We start from the raw sequence: 22,816 nt of genomic DNA, 5'->3' as shown, positions 1-22,816 counted from the left end.
TCCGTAGTGCCGGGGATGTCGAGAACGGCGGCCCTGCTCCGTCCCAGGGGTGAACGCGGCCACAATGGGTCGCACCAGGACCGAGGAGAACCCCGATGGCGAAGTACCTGCTGCTGAAGCACTACCGCGGTGCCCCGGCCGCGGTGAACGACATCCCCATGGAGCAGTGGACGCCGGAGGAGATCTCGGCGCACGTGCAGTACATGCGGGACTTCGCGGACCGGCTGGTGAAGACGGGGGAGTACGTCGACGGGCAGGCGCTCGCTCCCGAGGGGACCTGGGTGCGGTACGACGGTGAGGGGCGCCCGCCCGTGACCGACGGGCCGTTCGCCGAGACCAAGGACCTCATCGCCGGGTGGATGGTCATCGACGTCGACAGCCACGAGCGGGCCGTCGAACTGGCGGGGGAGCTGTCGGCCGCGCCCGGGGCCGGCGGGAAGCCGATCCACGAGTGGCTGGAGCTGCGCCCCTTCCTCGCCGCGGCGCCCACCGTCACGGAGTGCCACCCCGGTGGATGAGGCACTGCTCAGAAGCCTCACCCCGAGCGTGCTCACCGTCCTCGTCCGCCGCGGAGCCGACTTCGCGGCGGCCGAGGACGCCGTACAGGACGCGCTGGTGGAGGCCGTCCGCGTCTGGCCCGCCGATCCGCCCCGGGACCCGAAGGGCTGGCTGGTGACCGTGGCCTGGCGGAAGTTCCTCGACCAGACCCGCTCGGACACTGCACGCCGCCGCCGTGAGGACCGCGTAGAGGACGAACCGGCTCCCGGGCCCGCGCCCGCCGTGGACGACACGCTTCAGCTGTACTTCCTGTGCGCCCACCCCTCGCTCACCCCGTCCTCCGCCGTGGCCCTCACCCTGCGCGCGGTCGGCGGGCTCACCACCCGGCAGATCGCCCAGGCCTACCTGGTGCCCGAGGCGACCATGGCCCAGCGGATCAGCCGGGCCAAGCGGACCGTGGCCGGCGTGCGGTTCGACCAGCCCGGGGACGTCGCCACCGTGCTGCGGGTCCTCTACCTGGTCTTCAACGAGGGCTACTCCGGTGACGTCGACCTCGCCGCCGAGGCCATCCGGCTCACCCGGCAGCTCGCCGCCGCCATCGACCACCCCGAGGTGTCCGGGCTGCTGGCCCTGATGCTGCTCCACCACGCCCGGCGCGCCGCCCGCACCGCGCCCGACGGCGGGCTGATCCCGCTCGCCGAACAGGACCGCGGCCGGTGGGACACGCGGCTGATCGCCGAGGGCATCGGGATCCTCCAGGCCGCCCTCGCCCGCGACCGGCTGGGCGAGTTCCAGGCGCAGGCCGCCATCGCCGCCCTCCACGCCGACGCGCCCACCGCCGCGGAGACCGACTGGGTGCAGATCGTCGAGTGGTACGACGAACTCGCCCGCCTGACCGACAGCCCCGTCGTCCGGCTCAACCGCGCGGTCGCCGTCGGCGAGGCGGACGGACCGCGCGCCGGCCTGGCCGCGCTCGCGCAGGTGGACACCGCCGTACCCCGGCACACCGCGGTGGCGGCCTACCTCCACGAACGCGACGGCGACCTGGCCACGGCGGCCCGGCTGTACGCCGAGGCGGCCCACAAGGCCCCGAATCTCGCCGAACGCGACCACCTGACCCGCCAGGCGGCCCGCCTCAACACCCACCGGAGCTGACACGCCACATCGACATGTCGATGTGGCGCCCGGCGGGGGCGCCGTGCCGTGCGCCGTTCCCGTCAGAGCGGCCGGCAGTGTCGGCGCGCCGGTCGACCTGCCGCTCCGTCCGCGGCGCGAACCGGTCGGGCGGGACGCCGAGCACGATCTCGACGGCGCCCTGCGGGGACGGAGCGGGTCGGTTTCGCCGCCCGGCGCGGGGGCTTCGCTGTCTTCGCCGTCTTCGCCGTCGGCGCCCTCCGCCGCAGTCGGCGCGCTCGTGTCCGGGACGGCACCTGCGCTCTGCTGTCAGCCGATTCCGTCGCGCCCGAGCGGGCGGGAGCGACAGGATCCTCCCATGCGGCCGATCTTCGTTCTCGTGCACAGTCCGTCCGTCGGGCCCTCGACCTGGCGTCCGGTGGCCGAGCGGCTCGCGGCCGCGGGGTATCAGGTGCGGGTGCCGTCCCTGCTGGGTGTCGGCTCGGGTGACCCGCCGTTCTGGCCCCGCGTGGTGGACGCGGTCCGCGACGACCTCCGGCGGGTGCCGGCCGACAGGCCCGTCGTGCTCGTGGCCCACAGCAACGCGGGCCTGTTCGTCCCGGTGACGCGCGCGGGCCTCGACCATCCCGTGGTGGGCTCGGTGTTCGTCGACGCGGCCCTGCCGGCCCGGAGCGGGCCGACCTCGGTGGCCACCCCCGAACTGCTCGATTTCCTGCGGCCGTTGGCCGTCGACGGCCGACTGCCGCGGTGGACGGACTGGTGGGAGGAGGCGGACGTGGCCCCCATGTTCCCCGACCCGTCGCTGCGAAGGACCGTGGTGGAGGAGCAGCCCCGCCTCCCGCTGTCCTACTACGAGCAGCGCGTCCCGGTCCCCGTGGGATGGGACGACCACCCCTGCTCGTACCTCCTGTTCGGCCCTCCGTACGACGGCTTGGCCGCCGAGGCGCGCGAACGGGGCTGGCGCGTGGCCCACCTGCCCGGCGAGCATCTGCACCAGATCGTCGATCCGGTCGGCTCCGCTCGCCACCTCGTGGAGCTCGCCCTCCCCGAGAACGCCGCATGAACTGCTGTTCTCAGCCGCCCAGTTGGGCCCGCAGCCACTCCTCCACCTCGCCCACGTGCGCGGCCGCCGCCGCCCGGGCCGCCTCCGGATCGCGAGCCACCAGGGCGCGGTGGATCGCCGCGTGCTCCCGGCGGGTCCGCTCGAAGGCGCCCTCCTCCTGGTAGCCGCGCCACACCCGGGCACGGAAGGTCCGTGACGACAGGCCCTCCAGGATGGCCGCCATGGTGTCGTTGCCGGCCGCCGCCGCGATCTCGCGGTGGAAGGCGAGGTCGTGGGCGAGGATCTCCTCGGGGTCGTCGGTGGCGTTCATCGCCAGCAGGTGCTTCTCCACCTCGGCCAGCCGGTCGGGCGTGATGCGGGCCGCCGCCAGCGCCGTCGCCGTCGACTCCAGGATGCGCCGCACCTCCAGCAGCTCCACCAGCGCGGGGCCCCGCGAGAGGTCGGCGACGACGCCGAACGTCTCCAGCAGGTCGCCGGCCTCCAGCTGGGTGACGTAGATGCCGGAGCCGTGCCGGGCCTCCAGCACCCCGAGCACGGTCAGCGCACGGATCGCCTCCCTCATCGAGCTGCGGGAGATGCCGAGTTGCACGGCGAGGTCGCGCTCGGTGGGCAGGCGCTGGCCCGGTTCCAGCCGGCCCTCCGCGATGAAGGCCTTGATCTGCTCGATGGCGCGCTGCGTCACGGTGCCCTTCTGCGGGGCTGTCTCGTCCACGCCACTCCTCCACTCACCGGGTGCGCCGCAGTCTAACCGGCAAGGTGGTCCGACCACTACGGCCAAAATCCCGGAATTCTGCTGCCGGAGGGTGTTGTTTCGCGGGAGTGGTCTGATAAGTATGCGGGCATCTGCTCGAACACGCTCAACGAGGAGCCGCCAGATGCCCGGCAGGACAGTGGGGAAGCGGAACAGAATGCGGATCGTCTCAGCCGTCGCGGTCGCCGCGAGCGCCTCGCTCGCGCTCGCGGCGTGCGGAAGCACCAAGGACACCGGCTCCGGCAGCACGGGAGGCGGTGGCACCGGCAAGGTCGGGGTGATCCTGCCCCTGCTGACCTCGCCGTTCTGGCAGTCCTACAACGACTACGTGCCGAAGATGGCCAAGTCCGAAGGTGTCGACGCGCTCAAGACGGTCAACTCCAACAGTGACCCCTCGCAGCAGATCACCGACATCGACAACCAGCTCAACCAGGGCGTGAAGGGCCTGGTCGTCGCTCCCCTGGACAGCGCCGCCATCGAGGCCGGCCTCAAGCAGGCCGAGCGCAAGGGCGTGCCGGTCGTCGCCGTCGACGTGGCGCCCGACAAGGGCAAGGTCGCCATGGTCGTACGCGCCGACAACGTCGCCTACGGAACCAAGGCCTGCGACTACCTCGGAGCGCACATCACCAGCGGCAAGGTCGTGCAGATCATGGGCGATCTGGCCTCCGTCAACGGCCGCGACCGCTCCGAGGCATTCCGCTCCTGCGTGAAGAAGAAGTACCCCAAGCTGAAGGTCCTGGAGATCCCCGCCAAGTGGGAGTCCGACACGGCGGCCTCGAAGCTCGACACCCTCCTCAACGCCAACCCCGACATCAAGGGCATCTACATGCAGGCCGGCGGCGTCTACCTCGCGCCGACCCTGCAGACCCTGAAGTCGAAGAACATGCTGAAGGCGGCGGGGAGCAAGGGCCACATCGTCATCGTCTCCAACGACGGCATCCCGCAGGAGTTCGAGGCCATCCGCAAGGGTGAGATCGACGCGACCGTCTCCCAGCCCGCCGACGCCTACGCCAAGTACGGCATGTACTACATCAAGGCGGCGATGCAGGGGAAGACCTTCCAGCCCGGCCCGACCGACCACGACTCCACCATCGTCAAGCTGCCCGGCGGCATCCTCGAGGACCAACTGCCCGCCCCGCTGGTGACCAAGTCCAACGTCGACGACCCCAAGCTCTGGGGCAACACGGTCAAATGACTACGCCACTTGTCGAGGCGCGGGACATCGTCAAGCGCTACGGCCCCACCACCGCCCTCGCCGACGGCCGGCTCACCGTGCTGCCCGGCGAGTCCCACGCCCTCGTCGGACGCAACGGCGCCGGCAAGTCGACCCTGGTCAACATCCTCACCGGACTCCAGGCGCCCGACGAGGGCAGCGTCCGCTTCGACGGCGAAGCGGCACCCTCGCTCGCCGACCGCGACGCATGGCGCCGCAAGGTGGCCTGCGTCTACCAACACCCCACCGTCGTACCCGAGTTGACGGTCGCCGAGAACCTCTTCATCAACCGGCAGCCGGTCAGCCGCGGATTCATCAGCTGGCGCCGTCTGAAGAACGAGGCGGCCGCCCTCCTCGACACCTGGGACGTGCACGTCGACCCCGAGGCGCGCACGGCCGACCTCAAGGTCGAGGACCGCCAAATGGTGGAGATCGCGCGCGCGTTGAGCTTCGGCGCCCGGTTCATCGTCCTCGACGAGCCCACCGCCCAGCTCGACAACCGGGAGATCGAGCGGCTCTTCGAGCGCATGCGCGGCCTGCAGGACTCCGGCGTCACCTTCCTGTTCATCTCGCACCACTTGCAGGAGGTCTACGAGGTCTGCCAGACCGTCACCGTGCTGCGCGACGCCCGCTGGATCACGACGGCGCCCGTCGCCGAACTGCCCAGGGCGGCACTGATCGAGGCCATGGCCGGCGAGAGCATCGAGGCGATCGCCGAACAGGCCGTCCAGGAAAGGCTCGTCGACGACAGCGCGCCCGTCCTGCTGGAGGCGCGCGGGCTCACCTCGGAGACGTACGAGGACATCGATCTGACCGTCCGGCGCGGTGAGGTCGTCGGGCTCGCCGGCTCCAGCGCCAGCGGCAAGATCGAGCTGGCGGAAGCCTTCGCGGGCCTGCGCGCTCCCACCGGCGGAACGGCACGGCTCGACGGCGAACCGCTGACGTTCGGCTCCGTGCCGGCCGCCCTCGCCGCCGGCGTCGGCTGCGTCCCGCGCGACCGGCACGACCAGGGCCTGGTGCGCTCCATGTCCGTCGGCGACAACACCACCATGAGCGTCCTCGACCGGCTGGGCCGCTTCGGCTTCATCGGCACCGACCGCAGACGCGGATTCGCCGCCGAGCTGATCGACCGCCTCGACATCCACACCGAGGGCCCCGAGCAGTCGGTCTCCGACCTGTCCGGCGGCAACGCGCAGAAGGTCGTCATGGCCCGCGCCCTCGCCTCCGACCCCCGGCTGCTGATCCTCATCAACCCCACCGCCGGAGTCGACGTGAAGTCCAAGGAGTCACTGCTGGCCCGCGTGGACAGCGCCCGCGAGGACGGCACCGCCGTGCTGGTCGTCTCCGACGAACTCGACGACCTGCGGCGCTGCGACCGCGTCCTCGTCCTCTTCCACGGCCGCGTCGTCGCAGAGCATCCGGCGGGCTGGCGCGACCACGAGCTGATCGCCTCCATCGAAGGAGTGGACCACCATGGCTGACACCAAGGCTCCGCCGGTGAAGCCGGTGAGTTTGCCCGACGCCCGGTCGGCGCGGGCCGTACTGCTGCGGCGGGCCCGCGAACTCGCCCTGCTGCCCGCCCTGTTGGCGGTCCTGGTGATCGGAGCCTTCGTCAACGACTCGTTCCTCACCAAGAACAACCTCATCTCCATCGCCGCGTCGTCGGCGTCCCTGGCGATGGTGGTCCTCGCGGAGGCCCTCGTCCTCATCACCGGCAAGTTCGACCTCTCCCTGGAATCGGTGGTCGGCATCGCACCCGCGATCGGCGCACTGCTCGTGCTGCCGGCGGCCAGTGCGGGCTGGGGTGTCGAACTGCCCACCTGGCTGGCGATGCCGGCCATCCTGGTGGTGGGCGGAGCGGTCGGCCTCTTCAACGGCCTTCTCGTGGTGAAGCTGCGGCTCAACGCGTTCATCGTCACGCTCGCGATGCTGATCATCCTGCGCGGCGTCCTGGTCGGCGCCACAAAGGGCAAGACCCTCTTCGACATGCCGGACGCCTTCTTCGCGATCCACACCACCACGTTCCTCCAGGTGCCGATCTCGGTGTGGGTGGCCGCCGCGAGCTTCGCCGTCGCGGGCGCCGTACTCCGCTACCACCGGGTCGGCCGCGCCCTGTACGCCATCGGCGGCAACGCCGAGGCGGCCCGGGCGGCCGGAATCCGGGTGGACCGCGTGATGCTCGGCGTGTACCTGAGCGCGGGAGTGCTGGCCGCGGTGGGCGGCATCATGAAGACCGGCTACGTCGGGGCGATCAACGCCAACCAGGGCCAGAACATGATCTTCACGGTGTTCGCCGCGGCGGTGATCGGCGGGATCAGCCTCGACGGCGGCAAGGGCACCATGTTCGGCGCCCTGACCGGTGTGCTGCTGCTGGGCACCGTCGACAACCTGCTCACCCAGGCACAGGTCCAGCCGTACTGGATTCAGGCTATTTACGGCGGAATCATCCTGCTCGCCCTCTTGGTCGCCCGTCTCACCACCGGCCGCGCCCAGGACTGACCCGCCCCAGCCCACGACCGAAAGGCCCTCCGTGTCCCCGACGCCCGCCCGCATCACCGCGGTCGACACCCACGACATCAGGTTCCCCACCTCGCGCGAGCTCGACGGCTCCGACGCGATGAACCCCGACCCCGACTACTCGGCCGCCTACCTCGTGCTGCGCACCGACGCCGAGGACGGCCTGGAGGGGCACGGGTTCACCTTCACCATCGGGCGGGGCAACGAGGTCCAGGTCGCCGCGATCCACGCGCTGCGGCACCACGTGGTGGGACGGCCCGTGGACGAGGTGTGCGCCGATCCGGCGGTGGTGTACCGGGACCTGATCGGGGACAGCCAGCTGCGCTGGCTCGGGCCCGAGAAGGGCGTGATGCACATGGCGATCGGCGCGGTCGTCAACGCCGTGTGGGACCTGGCCGCCAAACGTGCCGAAAAGCCGCTGTGGCGGCTGCTCGCCGAGTCCGACCCCGAGTGGCTGGTGGGGCAGATCGACTTCCGGTACCTGACCGACGCGCTCACGCCCCAGGAGGCACTGGACATCCTGCGCCGGGGCCGCGCCGGAGCAGGAGAGCGCACGGCCCGGCTGCGGGAGCGCGGCTACCCCGCCTACACGACCTCCGCCGGCTGGCTCGGCTACAGCGACGAGAAACTCACCCGGCTCGCCTCCCAGGCGGTCGCCGACGGCTTCACACAGATCAAGCTGAAGGTCGGCGCCGACCTCGACGACGACATCCGCCGCTGCCGGGTCGCCCGCTCGGTCGTCGGCCCGGACGTCCGCATGGCGATCGACGCCAACCAGCGCTGGGACGTCGCCGAGGCCATCCGCTGGACCAAGGCCCTCGCCGAGTTCGACCCGTACTGGATCGAGGAGCCCACCAGCCCCGACGACGTCCTCGGGCACGCCGCCGTCCGCGAGGCCGTCGCCCCGGTCAAGGTCGCCACCGGCGAACACGTCCAGAACCGGGTCGTGTTCAAGCAGCTGCTGCAGGCCGGCGCCCTGGACGTCGTCCAGATCGACGCGGCCCGCGTCGGCGGCGTCAACGAGAACCTCGCGATCCTGCTGCTCGCCGCGAAGTTCGGCGTGCCGGTCTGCCCGCACGCGGGCGGCGTCGGCCTGTGCGAACTCGTCCAGCACCTGTCGATGTTCGACTACGTCGCGGTCACCGGCACCACCGAGGACCGGGTCATCGAGTACGTCGACCACCTGCACGACCACTTCCTCGATCCGGTGGTGATCCGCGAGGGCCACTACCGGGCACCCGCCGCGCCGGGCTTCTCGGCCGCCATGCGACCGGAGTCCATCGCGCGGTACACCTTCCCCGGCGGCACCTTCTGGGCCGCCGACCTCGACGAGAAGAAGGGACGGGCGGCATGACCGACTTCGCGGGGCTGAAGGCCCTGGTGACGGGAGGAGCCTCCGGTATCGGACGGGCCACGGCCGACCTCCTCGCCGCCCGCGGCGCCCAGGTCGCCGTCCTCGACCTCGACCCCTCGACCGTAGAGAAGCCGTTGCTGGCCTTCCGCGCCGACGTCAGCGACGACACCTCCGTACGGGAGGCGGTCGCGGCCGCGGTCGCCGAGCTGGGCGGCCTCGACGTAGTGATCAACAACGCGGGCATCGGCGCGCAGGGCACCGTCGAGGACAACGACGACGCCGAATGGCATCGGGTCCTCGACGTCAACGTGGTCGGCATGGTCCGCGTGGCCCGCGCCGCCCTGCCGCACCTGCGCGAGTCGCGGCACGCGGCGATCGTCAACACCTGCTCCGTCGCGGCCACGGCCGGCCTCCCGCAGCGCGCGCTGTACAGCGCCACCAAGGGCGCCGTGTACTCGCTCACCCTCGCCATGGCCGCCGACCACATCCGCGAGGGCATCCGCGTCAACTGCGTCAACCCCGGTACGGCGGACACCCCGTGGATCGGCCGCCTGCTGGACAAGGCGCCCGACCCGGCCGCCGAACGCGCCGCCCTGGAAGCCCGCCAGCCCACCGGCCGGCTCGTCTCGGCGGACGAAGTCGCCGGTGCCATCGCCTACTTGGCGAGCCCGCAGTCCGGTGCCACCACCGGCACCTCGCTCGCCGTCGACGGCGGCATGCAGGGCCTGCGCCTGAGGCCGGTGGGCCGGTGAACCGCCTCGGCGACAGCACCGTCGAGGTCAGCGAACTCGCCTTCGGCGGTGCGGTGATCGGCAACCTCTACACCGAGGTGACCGAGGAACAGGCGTACGAGGCCGTGTCCGCCGCCTGGGCGGAGGGCATCCGCTACTTCGACACCGCCCCGCACTACGGCCTCGGCCTGTCCGAGCGCCGCCTCGGCGCCGCGCTGCGGGAGCACCCACGCGCCGACTACACGATCTCCACCAAGGTCGGCCGCCGCCTGGAGCCGTCGGACGAGGGCGGCGACGACCTGGCGAACGGCTTCGCCGTACCCGCCACGCACCGCCGCGTGTGGGACTTCAGCGCCGACGGCGTACGACGCACCCTGGAGGCCGCTCTGGAACGGCTCGGCCTCGACCGGGTCGACGTCGTCTACCTCCACGACCCCGACGACCACGCCGAGCAGGCCTTCCGGGAGGGCTACCCGGCGCTGGAGAAACTGCGCTCCGAGGGCGTCGTCGGCGCGATCGGCGCCGGCATGAACCAGGCCGAGATGCTCACCCGTTTCGTCCGCGACACCGACGTCGACGTCGTCCTGTGCGCGGGCCGCTACACCCTGCTCGACCAGCGGGCGCTGACCGAGCTGCTGCCGGCCGCCGAGGAACGCGGCACGTCGGTGGCGATCGGCGGCGCCTTCAACTCCGGTCTGCTGGCCGACCCGCAGCCGCAAGCGACGTACAACTACGCCACCGCGCCCGGTGAGTTGCTGGACCGCGCCCTGCGCCTGAAGGCGATCGCCGAACGGCACGGCAGCACCCTGCGGGCCGCGGCCCTCGCGTTCTGCGCGGCGCATCCGGCGGTCGCGAGCGTACTCGTCGGGGCCCGCTCGGCGGACGAAGTACGGGACGCGGCACGGCAGTTCGCCGCGAAGGTGCCCTCGGGTCTCTGGCAGGAGCTGCGCGCGGAGCGGCTCCTGCCGGCCGAGGCCCCCGTCCCCGCCGAGGAGCCGTCATGAGAGTCGCCCTGCACACCAAGGTCCGCGCGGACCGCGTCACGGAGTACGAGGCCGCCCACCGCGAGGTCCCCGGGGAACTCACGGACGCCATCCGCGCGGCGGGCGCCACGTCCTGGACCATCTGGCGCAGCGGCACCGATCTCTTCCACGTCCTGGAGTGCGAGGACTACGCCCGCCTCATCGCGGAGCTGGAGCGGCTGCCGGTCAACGTCGCCTGGCAGGCCCGCATGGCGGACCTGCTGGACGTGGTGCACGACTACTCCGACGAGGGCGCGAACGCGGGCCTGCCCGTGGTCTGGGAGCTGCCGTGACGGTCGACGCCCACCACCACGAGTGGGACCTGTCGGTCCGCGACCAGGACTGGATCCCCCGACACAGCCCCATACGACGGAACTTCACGGTCGCCGACCTCGAACCCGAGGCCCGCGCGGCCGGCGTCGACCGCACCGTCCTGGTCCAGACGGTCACCGTGGCCGAGGAGACCCCGGAGTTCCTGGCCCTGGCCGACGCGCACGACCTCGTCGCCGGCGTCGTCGGCTGGACCGACCTCACCCGCCCCGACATCGCCGACGAACTCGCCCGTCTGCGCGCCCTCCCCGGCGGCGCACACCTCAAGGGCATCCGCCACCAGGTCCAGGGCGAGCCGGATCCCGGATGGCTGCTGCGCCCCGACGTACTCCGCGGCCTGACCGCGGTCGCCGAGGCCGGCCTGGCCTACGACCTGGTGGTGCTGCCCCGGCAACTCCCGGCCTGCGCGCAGGCGGCCGCGCAGCTGCCTCGACTCACCTTCGTGCTGGACCACTTGGGCAAGCCGCCCATCGTCTCCGGCGCCCTGGAGCCCTGGGCCACGGACCTGCGGACCCTGGCCGCCCTCCCCAACACGGTCGCCAAGCTCTCCGGCCTGGTCACCGAGGCCGACCCCGCCGGCTGGACCCTCGACGACCTCCGCCCGTACGTCGAAACGGCTCTGGAGGCCTTCGGCCCCGACCGCCTGATGTTCGGCTCGGACTGGCCCGTGTGCACCCTTGCCGCGACATACGGCGAAGTCGTGGAAGCGACACGGCGACTGATCGCCGGCCTGGGCGAGTCCGAGCGGACGCGAATCATGGGTGACACGGCGACCCGCGTCTACCGGCTATGACCCCATCGGCCCGCCGGGAAGCGTCCGTCCCGGACGGGCGAGCGGTGAGACTCACTCGCCGCGCGAACCCCAGCCCCCGCCCGGCAGCGGACGAAAGGCGATCGATGACTCGGCAGGGCCCGCGTACGGGTTAACCCCCAGGCCCGTCGACCGGCCCACCGGATGGTGGCGGCCGTCTTGATCCACAACCCTGGAGGGGTCGCAGAAACCGCCGACCCGACAGACGAAGAGGCCCCGCCATGCCGACCCGCCGTGCCGCCCTGCTCTCGGCCGTCGCCGCCGCCACGACCCTCCTGCCCGGCACCACCGCGCGCACCGCGTCCGCGGCCCCCCGCACGACGGGCCCGCTGAAGCCGACCCTGCCGCCGCCGAGCGGGCCCCACCCCGTGGGGACGGTCTCCCTGCGCCTCGTCGACCGCACCCGCACCGACCCCTGGGTCCCGGCCCGGCCGTACCGGGAGCTCATGGTCAGCGTCCGCTACCCGGCCCGCGCCGTCGAGGGACACCCGGCCGCGCCGCAGATGCTCCCGGGCGAGGCTGCCGCCTTCGCGGCCCTCAACAGTTTCACCGGCGTGCCCGCCGACGCCGTCGACTGGTCGGCCACCCGCACGCACGCCCACGAAGGCGCCCCGATCGACCGCTGCGAGTCCCCCCGCCCGGTGATCTGTTACTCGCCCGGTGCGGGAGACCCGCGATCCCTGGGCACCACGCTCTGCGACGACCTCGCCTCCCGGGGCCATGTCGTGGTGATGCTCGACCACACCTACGACGCCGTGGCCGTCCAGTTCCCCGACGGGCGCGTCGAGAAGACCGTCCTGCCGGCCGAGTACGACAAGGCGTACCCGGACGAGGACCGCATCACCGCCCTCCTGCGCAAGACGCTGGCCGTTCGCGTGGCGGACGCCCGCTTCCTCCTCGACGCACTGCCCGGCGCGCTCCCCGGCGAGCTGCGCGGTGCCCTCGACATGGACCGCGTGGGCATGTTCGGCCAGTCGGCGGGCGGCTTCACCGCGCTGCAGGCGATGCACGACGACCCGCGCATCGCCGCGGCGGCCGACCTCGACGGCGTCCTCGCCTACGTCCAGAAGGACAGCACGCCCGGCAACCTCTCCACCGTCGCCGCCGACGGCCTGGACCGGCCCTTCCTGCTGATGGGCATGGACGGCAACGACCTGGACGCGGTGCCGTCCTGGGACGCGCTGTGGCGCAACAGCCGCGGCCGGCACCGGGGCCTGACCCTGCGGGGCGCGGAGCACGCGACGTACACCGACGCGGAGGCGCTGATCCCGCAGATCGCCCACCGGCTGGGCCTGCCCCGGAAGACGGTCGTGGCGAACATCGGCACCATCCCGCCGAGGCATGCCATCGGCGCCGAACGGGCCTGTCTCGCCGCCTTCTTCGACCGCTGGCTGCGGGGCCGGGACGACGACGGCCTGCTGGACGGGATGTCGGGCCGGTACCCGGAGTTGCGCCCGTTCCCGCGACGGCACGCCTGACGGGCCCCGTTCAGGACCGCTGCGCCACCCCCGCCAACCGCGTCGGCGGCAGGTACTCGCGGACATAGGTCCGTTCCCACCACGCCCCGGTCTCCCGCAGCTCGCGCCAGCTCGTGTACCGGTAGCGGAACAACCGCGCCCGTACGAAGCGCGGTGGCTCATCCGGCGGGAACGGGGAGCGGCGCAGCAGCCGCAGTGTGTCGCGGTCGTTCTCCAACAGCCGTTCCACCAGCCCGCCGAACCAGGATTCGGCGTAGGCGGGGGAGAGCGCCGCGAACCACATCAGCCAGTCCAGGCGGAGGTGGTACGGCGCGAACTGGCGCGGCCGGCGCCGGGGATCGCCCGGCTTGCCCTTGAACTCGTACTCCCGCCAGTCCGAGTCCTCGCGGGGCACGTCGTCGGCGGTGCCCTCGATCACCACCTCGTACCTGACCCGGCTGACGCTGCCGAACGCGCCGTAGGTGTTCACCAGATGGAGCGGGTCGAAGGAGCGGTTCATGATCTGGCGGCGGGAGACCATGTTGGCGACGGGACGGTAGCTGAGCGCGACGAGCAGTGCGGCGACCGCCGACACCAGGACCTCGTACCAGAGCGGGGCGGCCGGCACGGACGACGGCGCGTCGGACGGGAGCGCGAGCGCGGACGCGGCCAGCACGATGGTGATCCAGTTCAGCCAGGAGAAGTTGCCCGACAGCACCAGCCAGAGCTGGGTGACGATCATCAGGGACGCGGCGGCCGTGGCGACCGGCTGAGGGGCGAACAGCAGAACGGGCACGACGAGCTGGGTGACGTGGTTCGCGGCCACCTCGACCCGGTGCGCGGGCGCCGGGAGATGGTGGAAGAACCAGCTGAGCGGGCCCGGCATCGGCTGCGTCTCGTGGTGGAAGTCGAGGCAGGTCAGCTTCCGCCAGCAGGCGTCGCCGCGCATCTTGATCAGTCCCGCCCCGAACTCGACGCGGAAGAGCACCCAGCGCAGCAGGAAGAGCACGACGATCGGCGGGGCCACCTCGTCGTTGCCGAGGAAGACGGCGAGGAAGCCGACCTCCAGGAGCAGGGACTCCCAGCCGAACGCGTACCAGGTCTGGCCGACGTTGACGATCGACAGGTACAGCAGCCAGGGCAGCAGCCACAGCAACATCGCCGCCCACAGCGGGAGTCGGGAGTCGAGGCCCGCGGCCAGCGCGGCGGCGACCGCGCAGCCCGTCCAGGCACAGGCCGCGAAGAATCGGTCGGAGTAGTGGAGCAGGAAGAGGCTGGGGGCACGCCGGAAGGGCACCCGGGCGGTGAAACGGGGGACCGGCAACATGCCCCTGTCGCCGATGAGCGCCCGGAACTGAAGGGCCGCCGAAAGGAACGCCACGAAGTACACGCCGGCCAGAGCCCGCTGGAAGACCAGCCGGCTCGTCCAGTACTCGGGTGCGGTGAACCAGTCCACGACCGTGCGCTCCTCACTCCAGTGTCGCGCCGGAACCTCATGTCACGCTCCGTGTAACCATCCTCCGCCTGTGTAAGCCGAGTGGTGATCGCGGCACGGCCGTGGAACGAAATACGACGAACACGTCCTGTCGTCCCGGTCGAAGATTCGGGCAAACCCTGGCAAGGTGGCTCCATGGTTGATCGGGGAGCGAGCGCCCTGTCACTCCCGGACGACTGGCACGCCCACCCGGCTCCGATCCTGGCGCTCAACCGCATGGGCAGCTTCGACTGGGACCTGGACACCGGCCTCTTCCACATGGACGCCCAGGCCCACGAGGTCTTCGACCTGCGCCCCGACGAGTACGACGGCCACCCCGAGCACCTCTCCGTCCGGGTCCCGCCCGCCGAGGCCTACCGTCTCGACGCCCTGGTCGCCCAGGCCATGAAGGACGGCAGCGAGAACTACGGCGCCTACTTCCGCATCCGCCGCCGCGACGGCGGCCTGCGCTGGACCCACACCCAGGGCTACATCCGGCGTGACGAGACGGGCCGCCCGCGCCGCATCATCGGCATCGTCCGCGACGCCACCCAGGAACTCGCCGAGCTCGCCGCCCACGAGGAGCGGACCGCCCAGGACGAGGCCCGGCGCGACCAGTCCAGCGTCGTCCAGCTCACCACGGCCGCACTCGCCCACGCCCGCACCGTGCAGGACGTGATCGACGTCCTCAAGGACACCCAGGGCCTCACCCACCTGGGCGCCACCAGCCTGGTCATGGGCCTGGTGGAGGCCGGCCGCATCCGGCTGATCGCCGAGGGCCCCGAGGGCAGCTTCGTGCCCGGCACCCTCGTCACCCGGATCGACGAGCCCTACCCGATGAGCGAGGTCGTGAGGACCCTCAAGCCCCGCTTCATCGAGTCGCCCGAGGAGTTCGCCAAGGGCTACCCCATCCTGTGGCCGCACATCACCGACCTGGACATCACCGCGGCCGCCTATCTGCCGCTGATCGTGCAGGCCCGCCCGATCGGCGCCATGGGCCTGCTCTACAGCGACCGGCGCGGCTTCTCGCCCGACGAGCGCGACGTCCTGCTCGCCCTGGGCAGCAGCATCGCGCAGAGTCTGCAGCGGGCCACCTTCTACGAACAGGAGAAGGACCTCGCCACCGGCCTCCAGCAGGCCATGCTGCCGCGCACGATCCCCAGCGTCCGCGGCGCCGACGTCGCCGTCCGCTACCGCTCGGCCTCCCTCGGCCGGGACATCGGCGGCGACTGGTACGACCTCATCCCGCTGCCCGGCGGGCGGGTCGGTGCCGTCATCGGCGACGTCCAGGGCCATGACACGCACGCGGCCGCCGTCATGGGCCAGCTGCGCATCGTGCTGCGCGCCTACGCCGCCGAGGGCCACACCCCGGCCACCGTCATGGCCCGCGCCTCGGTCTTCCTCCACGAACTCGACACCGACCGCTTCGCGACCTGCCTGTACGCCGAGGCCGACCTGTCCACCGGGGTCGTCCAGGTGGTCCGGGCCGGCCACATCGACCCGCTGATCCGTGACGAGAACGGCGGCTGTCACCGCATCCCGGTCCCGGGCGGCCTTCCGCTCGGCCTGTCCGCCGAGTTCGGCAGCCTCGAGTACCCGGTCGGAACCATCGAACTGGACCCCGGTCACACCCTGATGCTGTGCACCGACGGCCTGGTCGAGCAGCCCGGCGCCGACCTCGACGACGGCATGCGGACCCTCACCGCCCTCATCGCCGCCGGCCCGGACGACGTACGCGACCTCGCGGACTGCCTCATCGACGTCGCCGAGGAACGCGGCGGCGACGACGACGTCGCCCTGCTCCTGCTGCGCCGCCGCGGCCTGGACGCCCCCCGCTCCGGCGGCCGGCTCCAGCAGCACGTGGCACCCGGCGACCCCGAGGCGCTCACCGAGGCCCGCCACATGATCCGGGCCGCGGTCCGCGCCTGGGGAGCGAGGGACCGTGCCGACGAGATCGAACTGGTCGCCGACGAGCTGATCACCAACGCGCTCATGCACACCGAGGGCTCCGCGATCCTCACCCTGAGGGTGCTCACGGGCAGCGAACGGCGGCTGCGCGTGGAGGTGGAGGACTCCTCCAGCGCCCTGCCGCGTCGCCGCGAGGCGGGGGAGTCGGGCGTCTCGGGGCGGGGCCTGCTCCTGGTCGACCTGCTCACGGACGTGTGGGGTGTGGAGGCGCGGGGCGGCGGCAAGTGCGTGTGGTGCGAGTTCCTGATGCCGTGACCCGGCCGGTCCGCCTGGCGCTGTCGGTGCCGGGTGGCACCCTGGACGTATGCCGGAACTCCCCGAGGTGGAAGCGCTCAAGGACTTCCTGACCGAGCACCTGGTCGGACACGAGATGGTGCGGGTGCTGCCCGTCGCGATCAGCGTCCTGAAGACGTACGACCCCCCGCTCTCCGCCGTCGAGGGCCGGGAGGTCGGCGCCGTGCGGCGGCACGGCAAGTTCCTCGACCTCGCCACCGAGGGCGGCCCGCACTTCGTGACCCATCTGGCCCGCGCCGGCTGGCTGCAGTGGAGGGACCGGCTGCCCGACGGCCCGCCCCGCCCCGGCAAGGGCCCCCTCGCCCTGCGTGTGGCCCTGGAAACAGGCGAGGGCTTCGACCTCACCGAGGCCGGCACCCAGAAGCGTCTCGCGGTCTACGTCGTCCGGGACCCCCACGAGGTCCCCGGCATCGCCCGGCTCGGTCCGGATCCCCTCGCCGACACCTTCGACGAGAAGGCGTTCGCCAAGCTCCTCAAGTCCGAGCGACGCCAGATCAAGGGCGCCCTGCGCGACCAGAGCCTGATCGCCGGGGTGGGCAACGCCTACAGCGACGAGATCCTGCACGCGGCGAAGATGTCCCCGTTCAAACTGGCCGCGTCCCTCACTCCGGAGGAGACCACCCGCCTCTACGAGGCCCTGCGCACCACCCTCACCGAGGCGGTCGAGCGTTCCAGGGGCCTGGCCGCGGGCCGGCTGAAGGCGGAGAAGAAGAGCGGTCTGCGGGTCCACGGCCGCACCGGCGAACCCTGCCCGGTCTGCGGCGACACCATCCGCGAGGTCTCCTTCAGCGACTCCTCCCTGCAGTACTGCCCGACCTGCCAGACGGGCGGCAAGCCGCTGGCGGACCGCAGGATGTCGCGGCTGCTGAAGTAGGCGGCGGGCCGGGGGAGGGCCGCCCGCTCAGTGCGCGTCCAGCGTCACCAGGTGCTGGCCCTGCGCCGTCCGCAGGTCGTAGCGGGCGATCTCGGCGATGTGCATGGCCGTGCTGCCCCGCATCGTGATCGGGCGGGCGTCGTGGTCCGGGACCGTCCAACTGGTCACGATCTGCTCGGAGCCGTCGCGGCCGACGGCGACCAGCCGGCAGGCCCGCGGGCCCGCGGCGTCCTTCACCTCGAGCTCCACATTGCTGCCCATGTCCGCGTCCGCCGTCGTCACCTGGGCCCACACGCCCGTCTTCGCGTCGGTCGCCGCCATCCTCACGGCGCCGTCGCCGCCGTTGGCCAGCATCATGATGCCGGGGGCGGCCGCGGCGATGGCGACCGAGGCGGCCAGGCCGTAGAGGAAACGCCGCCGCGTCGCCCGGTGCCGGTTGGCCACCGCGGCCATCAGCTTGTCGAGCAGCTGGGGGCCGGGGCTGGTCATGGGGCTCACGAACCGAGGCGTCGACCGGCGGTACAGCATCATCTGCCGGGTGACGGGCCCGAACTCGGTCACGTGAGCGGCGCAGCGCGCGCACTCCATGAGGTGGTCCTCGAAGCGGAAGGCGTCCGCCTCGTCCAGCACGCCGAGCGCGTACGCGGCGACGTCGCGATGCCTCTCCTGGGACCTCATGCCGAAACCTCGTGCCGTTGGGTGCGGGTTGGGTTACTCCTTGCTCCCACCGGTACGGACCAGACCGCCGAATCACTCAAGACTCAGGGGAATCGCAACCAAGGGATTCGGAGCGGCCCGGCACGAGGATTGGTCCGGATCGAAACACGGCTAAAAAAGGTGGATGGCGAGATGACCGAGGGGCAGTCCGAGCTGCCACGCCTTCGTCCACACCTTCGGACCTTCGTCCTCGCCGACCCCTACGGCGCCGCCGGGCACCGCGTTCAGATCGGGCGCGAGCAACTCGGTCTCCTCCAGCCAGCGCCAGGCCGCCGCCGCGAGTTCCAGGTCGGGCGCGGGCCCGCCCGAAGCGGCCGCCACGGCGCCGAGATCGGCCATCCGCTCACGCACCCAGTCCTGCCACGGCTGGTCGTAGGCCGTCAGCGACAGCCAGGTCTCCAGCTGGGACACCACCCGGATACCGGAGAGTTCGCCGTCGGTGTCCGAGAGGAAGACGGTCAGGGCCAGGGCGTCGCGCCCGGCGCGGAACTCCATGGATGTCGGCGGCATCAGGTCGCCCGTGCGCAACAGCTCGTCGGCGATGTACTCGGCGTACAACCAGGCCATGGGGACGACCAGTTCCCCGCCGGCGCCGTCCGTGCTCTCTTGACCTCTGTCCAGCATCCCTTCCTGCCTTCCTCCGGTGCGTGCGCGTCTGCCCGAGCACCCGGGCCCTGGGACCGCGGCGCCGGTTTCCCGGTGCCGCGCTCCCATCCGGAACACGGATGAGGACAGCCGATTACTCAACCGGGGTCCTCAGCAAGGCGCTTTACGGAGGTTTGACTGAGCCGTCGGTTTCACCGCAGGTCGGCCGCATATCCGGGAAGCACCCGGCGCAGGGCGCGCAGCGCGTAGTACGCGCGGGACTTCACGGTACCGGCAGGGATTCCGAGGGCCTCGGCGGCTTCCGCCACACTCGCCCCCTGGAAGTACACGAGCACCAGGACTTCGCGATGCTCGGGAGTGAGTGTCTTCACAGCCTCGCGCACGTCGAGCGCGGCGGCGGCCCGCTCGGCGTGGTCGGCGATCACCCGCGAGTTCTCCAGGATCGCGTCGCCGACCTCGGCCGGCCGAGCCTGCCGGGCCCGCCGCGCGTCGATGGCCAGCCGCCGTCCCACGGTCATCAGCCACGGCCGTACCGACTCGAAGTCGTCGGCGCGCAGCGCCTCGGGGTGTTGCCAGGCGCGCACGAGGGTCTCCTGCACCAGGTCCTCGGCGCGTTGCCGGTCGCCGTCACAGAGCCGGAGCAGGAGCGCGAAGAGGGGCCGGCCGTGCTCCCGCTGCAGTGCGGCGAGCTCGTGCTCGGCGGTCGTCCCGTTCGTGAGGGTGGTTCCGGCCGTCATGCGCGTATGGCATCGCAGGGGGCGGATTCGGGACAGGGGCCGCGCCGGGATCTGCGGCGGACGGTCGATCGCGTCGACGAACGGTACGACGAACGGTCCGTGACGGCCCGTTCACACAGGGCCGGATCGCCCTCCCGCGTGCCGGACGGGCTAATCGGCGGGTCGAAGCCAGGGACGGAGTCGTCCAGTTCGTACCTTTTGTCAGTAAATATGACCACAGTGGGGTGAGCTGATGATTGCACGCAGACAGCAGGTTGCCCTGGCCCTCACGGCCGTCCTCGCCGGGGGCGCCGCCTGCCAGGCCCAGCACCACGAAGCGGCGCCCCGGGCCGGACGGCCGGCCCCGGCCCCCGCACGCGGATTCACACTCGTCGCCTCCGGCGACGTCCTCCCGCACTCCTCCATCATCGACCGTGCGCGCTTCGACGGAGGCGGCAGCCGCTACGACTTCCGTCCTATGCTCGCCGGGGTCAAACCCATCGTCTCCCGCGCCGACCTGGCGCTGTGTCACATGGAGACCGTCTACGGAGAGAACGGCGACTACACCGGCTACCCCGTCTTCAAGTCCCCGCCCGAAGTGGCCCAAGGCCTCGCCGCCACCGGCTACGACGGCTGCTCCACCGCCTCCAACCACAGCCTCGACGACGGCGCCGCGGGCATCGGCCGCACCCTCGACGCCCTCGACCGCGCGGGCGTACGGCACGCGGGCTCGGCGCGCACCGAGGGCGAGGCGCACACCGTCACCATCCTCCAGGCGGGCCCGGCGAAGGTCGCCCACCTCGCCTACACCTATGACACCAACGGCATCCCGATGCCGGCGGGCGAGCCCTGGGCCGTCAACCTCATCGACCCCGGCCGGATCGTCGCGGACGCCCGGGCCGCCCGGCAGGCCGGCGCCGACGTGGTCGTCGTCTCCCTGCACTGGGGCACCGAGTGGCAGGACGAACCGGACCGGCAGCAGCTCGACCTGGCCCGCACGCTCACCGCCTCCCGCACCGGCGGCCGCCCCGACATCGACCTGATCCTCGGCACCCACGCCCATGTCCCACAGGCCTACGAGAAGGTCAACGGCACCTGGGTGATCTACGGCATGGGCGACCAGATCGCCGGCGAGATGTACAACCAGCAGGGTGTCCAGGACCCGCGCGGCGACCAGTCCACCCTCGGCCGCTTCACCTTCGCGCCGCCGGCCCGCCCGGGCGGGCGCTGGGAGGTGACCAGGGCCGAGTTCATCCCGCAGATGTTCGACGTCGACGCCGGGCGGGTGGTCGACCTGAACCGGGCGATCGGCCAGGGCGCCGGCCTGCAGGGGGTGCGCGACCGCATCCGGGACGTCGTCCTCGGCCGGGGTGCGGCCAAGGACGGCCTGGTGATGGGGAAGTAGGTCACTCCTGGTCGGTGTCGGCCTGCTCGAAGAGCTTGAGCATCTCCCGCAACACCTTGGTGCAGGCCGTCAGTTCGGCGTCGGTCAGGCCGCCGCCGACCTGCTGGTTCAGGGCCCGCTCGCGGGCGCGGATCGCGGTGATGGCCACCCTGCCCTCCTCGGTGAGGCGGATCAGGGAGGAGCGCTGGTGCGCGGGGTTGGGCGTGACCTCCGTCCAGCCGCGCGCCGTCGCGTCGTTGACCATGCGCTGGACGAACTGCCGGCTCAGCGCCAGGACGCGGGCCATCTGCGGCACCGTCATCGGCTCGCTCAGCCGCAGCAGATCCAGCACCGAGCGCACCCCGACGGAGGCGCCTTCGGCCGGTTCGCCCTGCTCCAGCTTGCGCAGGGCGCGCCGGTAGAGCGGGCCGACCAGGTCGAAGACCTCCGCGACGCGGTGGCCCAGCTCGTCGGGGGCGAGGGGGTCGTCGCTGTCGTTCACCCGACCATCATGACACCTTGGTTGCCAAAATCTCCGCAAGATGACACCTTGGTTGTCATGACTGCTGCTTCGGATCTCCGCTTCTTCCCCTCCTCCGACGGCGACCTCGCCTACCTCGACATCGGCTCCGGCGACCCCGTGGTCCTCCTCCACCCCGGATACGTCGACCACCGCGTCTGGCGGGACCAGATACCGGCGCTGGCGGCCGAGTACCGCGTGATCGCCCCGGACACCCGCGGCCACGGCTCCTCCGCCAACGCGACCGGCCCCTTCCGCTGGGCGGACGACCTCGCCGCGCTGCTGCGCCACCTCGACGTCGGTCCCGCGGTCGTCGTGGGCGTCTCGATGGGCGGCGTGATCGCCACCGACACGGTGCTGGAGCACCCCGAGCTGGTCCGGGCGGTCGTCACCTGCGGCGCCGCGACCGGCGACTGGCAGTACACGGACGACTGGACGCGGGGGATCCAGGCCGAGTACGCGCGCACCCTGGGCGCCGGCGACCTCGAGGGGTGGCTCGACGCCTTCCTGCGGGTCGTGCCGGGTGAGCACCGCGGCGCCGACGACGTCGACCCCGACATCGGGCACCGGCTGCGGGAGATGGCCTTCCGGACGATGTCGAAGCACACGCCCGGAGAGACGGACTGGCTGGTGCGGGTGACCGACTCCTGGTCCCGCCTGCCGAAGATCGACGTCCCCGTGCTCGCCGTCAACGGCAGCCTGGAGCCCGTCGAACTCCTCGACGCGGCACAACGACTGGCCCAGGCCGTCCCCGACGGGCGCGCCGAGACCATCGAGGGGGTGGGCCACTACCTGAACATGGAGAAGCCGGAGACCTTCAACCGCATCCTGCTCGACTTCCTCCGCGGACTCTGACCCCCCGCCGGTGCTACGGCACCACCGTCACCGGCCAACGCCCCGCCTTGACCAGCCGCACCGCCACCGACCCCACGATCCGATGGCCCGCCTGCTCCGAGGCGCCCACCACCACCGCGTCCGCCTTGAGCTCGTCCGCGGCTTTCACCAGACCGCCGTAGGGGTCGCCGCGGAAGGTGTGGAACTCCCAGCGCACGTCGAATATCCCCTTCGTGCGCTCGGTGGCCTCGCGGATCTGCTTGACCAGGTCCTCGGCGATCTCGTCCGTCGTCTCCGCCACCGGCGCCCCCATCGCGGCGCCCGCCGCCATCACCGGCTGGACGTAGACGACGGCGAGCAGCGCCCGCTGACGCCGAGCCAGGCCTCCGGCATATGCCGCCGCCCGGAGGGAGGAGTCGGAGCCGTCCACGCCGACGACGATGACCTTGGGCCCGTCGGTGCCCCGCTCGAACTGGTGCGAGTGCTGTTCCGTCACGGCTGTGAGGTTATCGGAAGGCCCAGGTCCGCCCGGTGCGCGGGACCTCTGG

General features: G+C 71.9%; 23 protein-coding genes. 16 read left to right on the top strand and 7 right to left on the bottom strand.

The features are described 5' to 3' along the window. The first annotated feature begins 95 nt into the window (after nt 1–95). The 3 genes from ACIGDI_RS14975 to ACIGDI_RS14965 all read left to right on the top strand — a co-directional run bounded on the left by ACIGDI_RS14975 (nt 96) and on the right by ACIGDI_RS14965 (nt 2,695). A complete protein-coding gene (locus ACIGDI_RS14975; RefSeq protein ID WP_399895759.1) occupies nt 96–518 on the top strand; it encodes a YciI family protein in 423 nt (140 codons plus the stop codon). Further along, on the top strand, nt 511–1,653 hold the full coding sequence (locus ACIGDI_RS14970; protein ID WP_399895756.1) for an RNA polymerase sigma factor: 1,143 nt from the start codon (nt 511–513) through the stop codon (nt 1,651–1,653). The genes ACIGDI_RS14975 and ACIGDI_RS14970 overlap by 8 nt, the downstream gene beginning before the upstream one ends. A 337-nt stretch (nt 1,654–1,990) precedes the next feature. Next, nucleotides 1,991–2,695, top strand: a complete 705-nt coding sequence (locus ACIGDI_RS14965) for an alpha/beta hydrolase (RefSeq protein ID WP_399895753.1) — start codon at nt 1,991–1,993, stop codon at nt 2,693–2,695. Nucleotides 2,696–2,705: 10 nt separating this feature from the next. Here the strand turns inward: ACIGDI_RS14965 and ACIGDI_RS14960 are convergent, their stop codons facing one another. Further along, nucleotides 2,706–3,407, bottom strand: a complete 702-nt coding sequence (locus ACIGDI_RS14960) for a FadR/GntR family transcriptional regulator (protein ID WP_272174447.1) — start codon at nt 3,405–3,407, stop codon at nt 2,706–2,708. A 163-nt stretch (nt 3,408–3,570) separates the two neighbouring features. On the opposite strand from ACIGDI_RS14960, the gene ACIGDI_RS14955 reads away from it, so the two are divergent. The 9 genes from ACIGDI_RS14955 (at nt 3,571) to ACIGDI_RS14915 (ending at nt 12,902) form a co-directional block, all read left to right on the top strand. Further along, complete coding sequence (locus ACIGDI_RS14955; protein WP_200698880.1) at nt 3,571–4,641, top strand: sugar ABC transporter substrate-binding protein; 1,071 nt, start codon at nt 3,571–3,573, stop codon at nt 4,639–4,641. Beyond that, complete coding sequence (locus tag ACIGDI_RS14950) at nt 4,638–6,140, top strand: sugar ABC transporter ATP-binding protein (protein ID WP_399895749.1); 1,503 nt, start codon at nt 4,638–4,640, stop codon at nt 6,138–6,140. Before ACIGDI_RS14955 ends, ACIGDI_RS14950 begins: the two co-directional genes overlap by 4 nt. Then, nucleotides 6,133–7,158, top strand: a complete 1,026-nt coding sequence (locus ACIGDI_RS14945) for an ABC transporter permease (protein ID WP_399895745.1) — start codon at nt 6,133–6,135, stop codon at nt 7,156–7,158. The genes ACIGDI_RS14950 and ACIGDI_RS14945 overlap by 8 nt, the downstream gene beginning before the upstream one ends. 31 nt (nt 7,159–7,189) lie before the next feature. Next, a complete protein-coding gene (locus ACIGDI_RS14940) occupies nt 7,190–8,530 on the top strand; it encodes an L-fuconate dehydratase (RefSeq protein ID WP_399895742.1) in 1,341 nt (446 codons plus the stop codon). Continuing rightward, the gene (locus tag ACIGDI_RS14935; RefSeq protein ID WP_399895740.1) at nt 8,527–9,282 is read left to right on the top strand and encodes an SDR family NAD(P)-dependent oxidoreductase; all 756 of its coding nucleotides are present in this window, start codon (nt 8,527–8,529) and stop codon (nt 9,280–9,282) included. Before ACIGDI_RS14940 ends, ACIGDI_RS14935 begins: the two co-directional genes overlap by 4 nt. After that, a complete protein-coding gene (locus ACIGDI_RS14930; RefSeq protein ID WP_399895737.1) occupies nt 9,279–10,265 on the top strand; it encodes an aldo/keto reductase in 987 nt (328 codons plus the stop codon). The genes ACIGDI_RS14935 and ACIGDI_RS14930 overlap by 4 nt, the downstream gene beginning before the upstream one ends. Next, nucleotides 10,262–10,576, top strand: a complete 315-nt coding sequence (locus ACIGDI_RS14925; RefSeq protein WP_399895734.1) for an L-rhamnose mutarotase — start codon at nt 10,262–10,264, stop codon at nt 10,574–10,576. The genes ACIGDI_RS14930 and ACIGDI_RS14925 overlap by 4 nt, the downstream gene beginning before the upstream one ends. Continuing rightward, on the top strand, nt 10,573–11,406 hold the full coding sequence (locus tag ACIGDI_RS14920; protein ID WP_399895730.1) for an amidohydrolase family protein: 834 nt from the start codon (nt 10,573–10,575) through the stop codon (nt 11,404–11,406). Before ACIGDI_RS14925 ends, ACIGDI_RS14920 begins: the two co-directional genes overlap by 4 nt. A gap of 239 nt (nt 11,407–11,645) precedes the next feature. Further along, entirely contained in the window at nt 11,646–12,902 is a 1,257-nt protein-coding gene (locus ACIGDI_RS14915; RefSeq protein ID WP_399895727.1) for an alpha/beta hydrolase family protein, read from the top strand. A gap of 10 nt (nt 12,903–12,912) precedes the next feature. On the opposite strand, the gene ACIGDI_RS14910 is transcribed toward ACIGDI_RS14915, so the two are convergent. Next, entirely contained in the window at nt 12,913–14,337 is a 1,425-nt protein-coding gene (locus tag ACIGDI_RS14910; protein WP_399895724.1) for a lipase maturation factor family protein, read from the bottom strand. A 174-nt stretch (nt 14,338–14,511) separates the two neighbouring features. On the opposite strand from ACIGDI_RS14910, the gene ACIGDI_RS14905 reads away from it, so the two are divergent. Together ACIGDI_RS14905 and ACIGDI_RS14900 are read left to right on the top strand one after the other, a co-directional pair. Beyond that, nucleotides 14,512–16,578, top strand: a complete 2,067-nt coding sequence (locus ACIGDI_RS14905; protein WP_399895721.1) for a SpoIIE family protein phosphatase — start codon at nt 14,512–14,514, stop codon at nt 16,576–16,578. 49 nt (nt 16,579–16,627) lie between these two features. Then, nucleotides 16,628–17,491 carry an Fpg/Nei family DNA glycosylase gene (locus ACIGDI_RS14900; RefSeq protein ID WP_399895718.1) on the top strand — a complete coding sequence of 288 codons (864 nt, stop codon included), beginning with the start codon at nt 16,628–16,630 and terminating at the stop codon, nt 17,489–17,491. Between the two features lie 27 nt (nt 17,492–17,518). Here ACIGDI_RS14900 and ACIGDI_RS14895 read toward each other — a convergent pair whose 3' ends face one another. From ACIGDI_RS14895 to ACIGDI_RS14885, 3 genes are all read right to left on the bottom strand, one after another. Then, nucleotides 17,519–18,169, bottom strand: coding sequence for a zf-HC2 domain-containing protein (locus tag ACIGDI_RS14895; RefSeq protein ID WP_399895714.1), 651 nt, complete (start codon nt 18,167–18,169; stop codon nt 17,519–17,521). 150 nt (nt 18,170–18,319) lie between these two features. Continuing rightward, nucleotides 18,320–18,832, bottom strand: coding sequence for a hypothetical protein (locus tag ACIGDI_RS14890; protein WP_390626900.1), 513 nt, complete (start codon nt 18,830–18,832; stop codon nt 18,320–18,322). Between the two features lie 173 nt (nt 18,833–19,005). Continuing rightward, nucleotides 19,006–19,551, bottom strand: coding sequence for a sigma-70 family RNA polymerase sigma factor (locus tag ACIGDI_RS14885; protein WP_058921633.1), 546 nt, complete (start codon nt 19,549–19,551; stop codon nt 19,006–19,008). 232 nt (nt 19,552–19,783) lie between these two features. On the opposite strand from ACIGDI_RS14885, the gene ACIGDI_RS14880 reads away from it, so the two are divergent. After that, nucleotides 19,784–20,935 carry a CapA family protein gene (locus ACIGDI_RS14880; protein WP_399895709.1) on the top strand — a complete coding sequence of 384 codons (1,152 nt, stop codon included), beginning with the start codon at nt 19,784–19,786 and terminating at the stop codon, nt 20,933–20,935. A 1-nt stretch (nt 20,936) separates the two neighbouring features. Here the strand turns inward: ACIGDI_RS14880 and ACIGDI_RS14875 are convergent, their stop codons facing one another. Continuing rightward, nucleotides 20,937–21,416 carry a MarR family winged helix-turn-helix transcriptional regulator gene (locus ACIGDI_RS14875; protein ID WP_399895706.1) on the bottom strand — a complete coding sequence of 160 codons (480 nt, stop codon included), beginning with the start codon at nt 21,414–21,416 and terminating at the stop codon, nt 20,937–20,939. A 57-nt stretch (nt 21,417–21,473) separates the two neighbouring features. Here ACIGDI_RS14875 and ACIGDI_RS14870 point away from each other — a divergent pair, with 57 nt between their 5' ends. Continuing rightward, a complete protein-coding gene (locus ACIGDI_RS14870; protein ID WP_399895703.1) occupies nt 21,474–22,289 on the top strand; it encodes an alpha/beta fold hydrolase in 816 nt (271 codons plus the stop codon). Between the two features lie 13 nt (nt 22,290–22,302). Here the strand turns inward: ACIGDI_RS14870 and ACIGDI_RS14865 are convergent, their stop codons facing one another. Then, nucleotides 22,303–22,764, bottom strand: coding sequence for a universal stress protein (locus tag ACIGDI_RS14865; RefSeq protein WP_058921629.1), 462 nt, complete (start codon nt 22,762–22,764; stop codon nt 22,303–22,305). Nucleotides 22,765–22,816: the final 52 nt, after the last annotated feature.

Source organism: Streptomyces sp. NPDC085900 (assembly GCF_044540925.1).
In the GTDB taxonomy this organism is placed as follows: domain Bacteria; phylum Actinomycetota; class Actinomycetes; order Streptomycetales; family Streptomycetaceae; genus Streptomyces; species Streptomyces gilvifuscus.
The sequence above is the reverse complement of the archived record's forward strand: the minus strand, read 5'-3'. Positions and strand labels throughout refer to the sequence as shown.